Annotated in this window: 2 protein-coding genes; both read left to right on the top strand. The window is 34.1% G+C overall.

Annotated features, from left to right (window positions below):
• Positions 1-477: 477 nt before the first annotated feature.
• Positions 478-4,182, top strand: a complete 3,705-nt coding sequence (locus tag Q0733_RS12615) for a hypothetical protein (RefSeq protein ID WP_298782645.1) — start codon at positions 478-480, stop codon at positions 4,180-4,182.
• Between the two features lie 14 nt (positions 4,183-4,196).
• The coding region (locus tag Q0733_RS12610; RefSeq protein ID WP_298782643.1) for an Ig-like domain-containing protein at positions 4,197-5,968 on the top strand (1,772 nt) is incomplete at its 3' end.

The following is a 5,968-nucleotide window of genomic DNA, read 5'->3' as shown; positions in this document are numbered from 1 at the left end:
GTATTTTAACAAATAAAGCAGAAATATATAGTTTGCCTTTAAAAGATAAAGACTCAACACCAAACAATAATAATTAATTAAAAAATATGGTTATTTATGATAAAATATTATTGAATTATTTTACCATAAATAACCATATTAAACACATGTAGATCAACATAATATATTGAATTTATGTATTAAAAAAAAATAGATTACATTTGCAATCTTAAAAATATATCCATTAGTATAGTTTAATTTTTCTTTTTACTAAATTGATACATTTATTCCCCAACACAATAAACAATTTTTTGTTTAATTCATCTAAAATACATTTTATTAAGTAAAGCTTTATCGCCTGAAAAAGTAAATAAAATGTAGTGAAAAAATCAACTCTTAAAAACGATAGTTAATGATAATTAAGGTATTGTTATAAAAAGCAATAACAATTTAATTTTCAGTTAAATATAAGTTTACGAATTAATTTTATCAAAAGAGATGAAAAAAATTTTACGCATTATTACTTGTTGTAACACAAGAAAAAGAAATTTTAATAATCCAATTAGTCTAATAAGTAGCTTGATTCTATTTTTTAGTTCTTGTTTTATACTTTCCGAAAATACATTTTCAAAAGAATTCAATAAACTCGACACAGAATTACTGGTTGATAATGAAAATATACCTTTTGTTGTTAAAAATAAAGAGGCATTAAATTTATTTGGGGAGTATACATGTTTAGGTATAATAGGAGGAACTGACGATGGAGACGATTTTGATGGAGATGGTATTTGTAATGAAGAAGATTTAGACGATGATAATGACGGTATTTTGGATATTGATGAAACCACAGTGTACTGTGAAGAAGAAGAAGAAGTAAATATTATTAATATGCGAACTGGCTGGAATGTAGGGGGTTATCATTCTACAAGTACCGTGTTGGTATCTGGTTGTAGCCAAACTAATGGAAATACTTACGGTAACAAAAATGGTTTACGTACATATAATGATACCAATACTACGGTTTGGTGGTATGCAAAGTATTCTGTTACGCCAAATTATCCTGTTACAATTACTGGAGTTATTGAATCAAATCGAGTGGATTACGAGCACTTAGGATCCATTGTTGGAAGATTTAAGGTTGATGGAGTAACGCAAGCAACTGTGAATAGTAATGTTGGTTATAGTGAAAGAAAGTTAGTAAACTATACATATACACCAACAACGAATGAGTTAATTATTCGTATTGAATATGATACATCCAATACAGGAAAATGTACACCTTATTTAAATGCACCAGAAGGTTATGCTGGAGTTACAAGTATAACTCAAGTAATAAATTCTGGAGTAACAACAGTGTGTAGCGGTCCTGAAAACAATGATTTAGACAACGATGGGATTTTAAATAGTTTTGATACAGATGCAGATGGAGACGGTTGTCCGGATGCTATAGAAGGAGATGCGAGTTTAGAAATCTCAGATTTAGGAGTAGTAAATACAGACTCAGCTAGTTCAAGCTATGGTGTGCCACTAATAGTTGGTGAAGGACAAGGAGTAGGTACTTCACAAAATAGTTTAGATACAACAGCATGTGATCAAATAGTAGATACTGATAGTGATGGAATACCAGATTCATTGGATTTAGATGATGATAATGATGGTATTTTAGATGTAGATGAATGTTTACCAATACCTTTATCTGCTTTATCTATAGTATCAGATGGAAAATGGAGTACTAGGTATTGGACAGGTATTTCAACAGAAGCTTTACCTCATTCAATTGTGCCAATAACAGAAGGTGGTATATTAGGAGGCTTAGATGAATATGGATTGCCTATAGAATCAGCAAATCCAACATCAACATCCTTATGTGATGCCCCGTCAAATAGTGCTCTTTCAACAAATTGTTTGTCTAATGACGGTTCGCAAGTTTTAGAGTTAATTGTTTCAGATATGTGGGTTCAATTCCCTTCGAGTTTATATGGAACTACAATTAAGATTAGAGTAGATCCTATAATTAATGGTACTCCTGTACAATCAGGTGCTTGGGTAATAGCAACAAATTGTGACCCAAATAATTGGATAGATCCAGTGCATCCTACATATGGTCCACTTTTAGATATGGATAATACAACTAATTTTGTTGGACAATTAGGAGGAGCTACACCGCCTTTTGGTTATGAAGATTGGGCTTCTGCTGGTAATTCAGTGGGTATAGGTTATGCTAGAGGAGAGCCTTGGTTGTTTGAAGCAGAAATAGTAGTATCAGAAACTGGTCATTTTTTAAGAGAATATGTGGTAGATCAGTGGGTTTCATATTCAGTTTCTCCTTTTGAATACAGTACTGATGGAGGTGTTACTTGGATAGATATAGATAGTACATGGTATAATTCTTCGGCTACTTGTGAGATACTAGGTTCAGATTTAGAATGTGATGAAGATGGAGATGGAATTCCAAATCGTTTAGATTTAGATAGTGATGGAGATGGATGTCCTGATGCTATAGAAGGAGACGGAATCTTTACCAAAACCTTGGTAAACTCTACTATGGATGGTGGTAATACAAGTAATGGAGGTGCCTTTACAGGTACAACAAACAATTCTGTAATACAAAACTTAGGGAATAATGTAAACACAGATTCTACAAGTGCTTTTTATGGAGTACCAATAGTGGCTCTAGCAGGGCAAGGAACTGGAGCAGGTTTAGATAGTAGTAACGTAGAGAATTGTAGAGACGGAGATAATGATGGTATTGTTGATGCAAATGATTTAGATGACGATAATGATGGTATACCTGATACTATTGAAGAGGCAACTGCAAGTAATGGGGGTGACACTGATGGAGATGGTATACCTGACTCTTCAGATTTAGATAGTGATAACGACGGAATATTAGATATTGTTGAAGCAGGTCATAATCAAAATGATATAGATCAAGATGGGCGACTTGATGGCTCTATTGGTACTGATGGGATTCCAGATGTAGTTCAAAATTCTGACGGTTCTGATGAAGAAGTTGGAGTTAATTACACTTTAGTAGATACAGATGGAGATAATGTTCCTGATTTTCAAGACTTAGACTCAGATAATGACGGTATTAATGACGTTATAGAATCTATGGGTACAGATGAAAATAATAATGGTTTAGCAGATGGCTCTGTAGATGAAAATGGTATTCCTAGTAGTGCTGGATCTAAAGGTAATCCAGAAGTTGATACAGATGGTGATGGCGTACCAAATCAACAAGATTTAGACTCAGATAATGATGGAATTAATGATGTAGTTGAAAGCGGTAATATATCTGTAGATTCAAATGGAGATGGCCTAGTTGATGGAGATGATACAGATGAAGATGGAATTCCAGATACTGTTGATGGAGATGACGATAACTTTGGCGATTTAAATGCCTCAAACCCTATAGATAGTGATACAGATGGAGTTCCTGATTTTTTAGATTTAGATTCAGATAACGATGGAATTAATGATGTAGAAGAAGGATCACATCCAGATGGAGATACAGATGGAGATGGCTTAATTAACGGACCCGATACAGATGGAGACGGTATACAAGACCCTGCAGATGAAAGCTCAACAAGTTTTGGAGATTTAAATTCTGGAAATGAGCCAGATACAGATGGTAATGGTAGTTCAGATTACATAGAACCCAATGGTTCCGTATCTAGCGGACCTGATACTGATGGAGATGGTATTCAAGATGTAGATGACCTAGAACCAAATGTTTTTGGTGATGCAGCAACTCCTCTTCCAGATTTAACACCTTCAATGGTATTTTCTTCAACTCAATTAAGTCTTGATAAAGAGGTTGATATGTTACTCATTATAAGAAATATAGGAGATGGATCTACAAGTGATACATATAGTGTAGTTGTAGATAAGTTTTTATTATCGACTACTGGTTTAGAACATACTATAGCAAATCAAGATTCTGTAACTATTCAAGGTCAGACAGTTAATTTAGATAATGATAAGTTCACAATAACTTCTACAGAACTTACATATGTTTTAGAATCTAACCCTGGTGTTGTTTTAGCAAATGCTTCTCAGCATTTTATTCTTTTTAAAGTAAAAAGACTGTCAAATATTTTTGGTGACTTTACTACAACTGCAACTGTAACAGCAGGAAGCGGTGGGGGAGAAACACCTACGGATAATAATGTTATTGTATTAGAAATAAAAACAAACTAAATAAAGAAAAAGAAATGAAAACAATAAATAAAACATTAATACTGTTCTGTCTATTAATATTTAGTTATAGCAATTTAGTAGCCCAATGTGATACTACTACTCCTAGTAATAAAGGGGTAGATTTACAAGCTACATCTATAGGTGCTGTTTTACCCTCTTATGAGGTAGGAAGTCAAGCAGTAATAGAAGCTGTATACAACAGTGGGGCTTCAGTAACATCTGATTATATACCAACGGGTAATGCTACAATAACTATAACTTTACCCTCGGAAGTTACACTTGTTTCATTTGTTTGTGATCCTGTAGGTTTGTTTACAGTTACTACTCATGATACTTCTACCAACACTTTACAAATAGCTAACTCTGGAGGTAATTTTGATAAAGGAGAAGAGGCTGTTTTTTCAATTACAGTTAGTTGTGACCAAGTAGTTACGGCTTCACCTGTAAACTCTACGTCTACACTTTCATTTACAAGTCAATGTTCAGAAACAGAAACAGTTAATAATTCAACTTCTGGTTCAATAACTATAGTTCCGGTTCCAAACACAAATCCAGTAGCAGTTGATAATACTAATATGATTTCTCAAGATGTAACATTAACAGTTGCAGATGGATCTTCAGATGACCTATTAACAAACGATATAGATTCAGACGGAGATACTTTAAGTATAACAGAATTTGTAGCAGATGGAACAACTTATTCAGTAGGAGATTCAGCATCATTAACAGAAGGTAATTTAACAATTAATTCAGACGGTAGTTATACATTTGTTCCAGCTTCAGGTTATTCAGGTACTATTACTACTATAACTTATACAGTAAGTGATGGAAACGGAGGAACCGATACAGCAAATTTATATATTACAGTATTAACCGACACCGATGGCGATGGCGTATCCGATCTTGTAGATTTAGATGATGATAATGATGGTATTTTAGATACTTTAGAATGTACATTAATACCTACAACCATTACAGGAGGTCAAACAGGTACACTTACCGATGGATCTGGAGCCACAGCAGACTATTCCATATCAGAAGACACTCTTTCAGGTTATAGTGGTACTCAGTATATTCCTACAGGTAACGGAATAGAGTTGTATGCGGTAGGTGTTAACGCGATTAATCCAGATAGTTTTAGTTATACTCTAAGTCTTAATAATGTTACTCCAGGTTATAAGCCAGTCATTAGAGTTAAACAAGTATTAACAAGGACAACAGGTAATAATCAAGCGGCCGATTATACGTTTAGTTGGTCAGGTGGAGAAAGTGCTCAATATTTTGATGAAGCTACTCCTGGTACTTCAATGTATACAGCTGGAGCTCCAACAGGTTTTAATTTAGACAATAGGCAAATAGAAGGATTAGATACCTCAGGATCTATTAGTAGTGGTGGAGGTTTTAGAACTTATACAGTTAATAATGTAAACGCTGAATGGTATGTTGATTTTCCAATGGCTGTATCAGAGGTAACATTAACTAATAGTATCCTTTCAGGAGGTACTTCTACTACGGTAGGTATAGATAATAAATACCCTGAATTAGGTTATAATACGGCTTCAGGAGAAGCATTTACTGAGTTTATCGCCTTTGAGGTTTATTTTGTGCCAGATACAGATAACGACGGTATTTCAGACTGTTTAGACTTAGACTCAGACGGCGATGGATGTCCAGATGCCTTAGAAGGTGATGGCGGATTTACTTATAATAATTTAGAGTCTACTACAGCACTAACAATCACAGATGTAGATACAGACGGAGTGCCTACATCAGCCAATGGAGGTCA

It is taken from the genome of uncultured Polaribacter sp., assembly GCF_947500975.1.
Taxonomy (GTDB): domain Bacteria; phylum Bacteroidota; class Bacteroidia; order Flavobacteriales; family Flavobacteriaceae; genus Polaribacter.
The sequence above is the reverse complement of the archived record's forward strand: the minus strand, read 5'-3'. Positions and strand labels throughout refer to the sequence as shown.

What these genes read in the sequence shown, in the direction of transcription:
- Q0733_RS12615 (WP_298782645.1), top strand. Translation starts at nt 478, where the DNA reads ATGAAAAAAATTTTACGCATTATTACTTGTTGTAACACAAGAAAAAGA.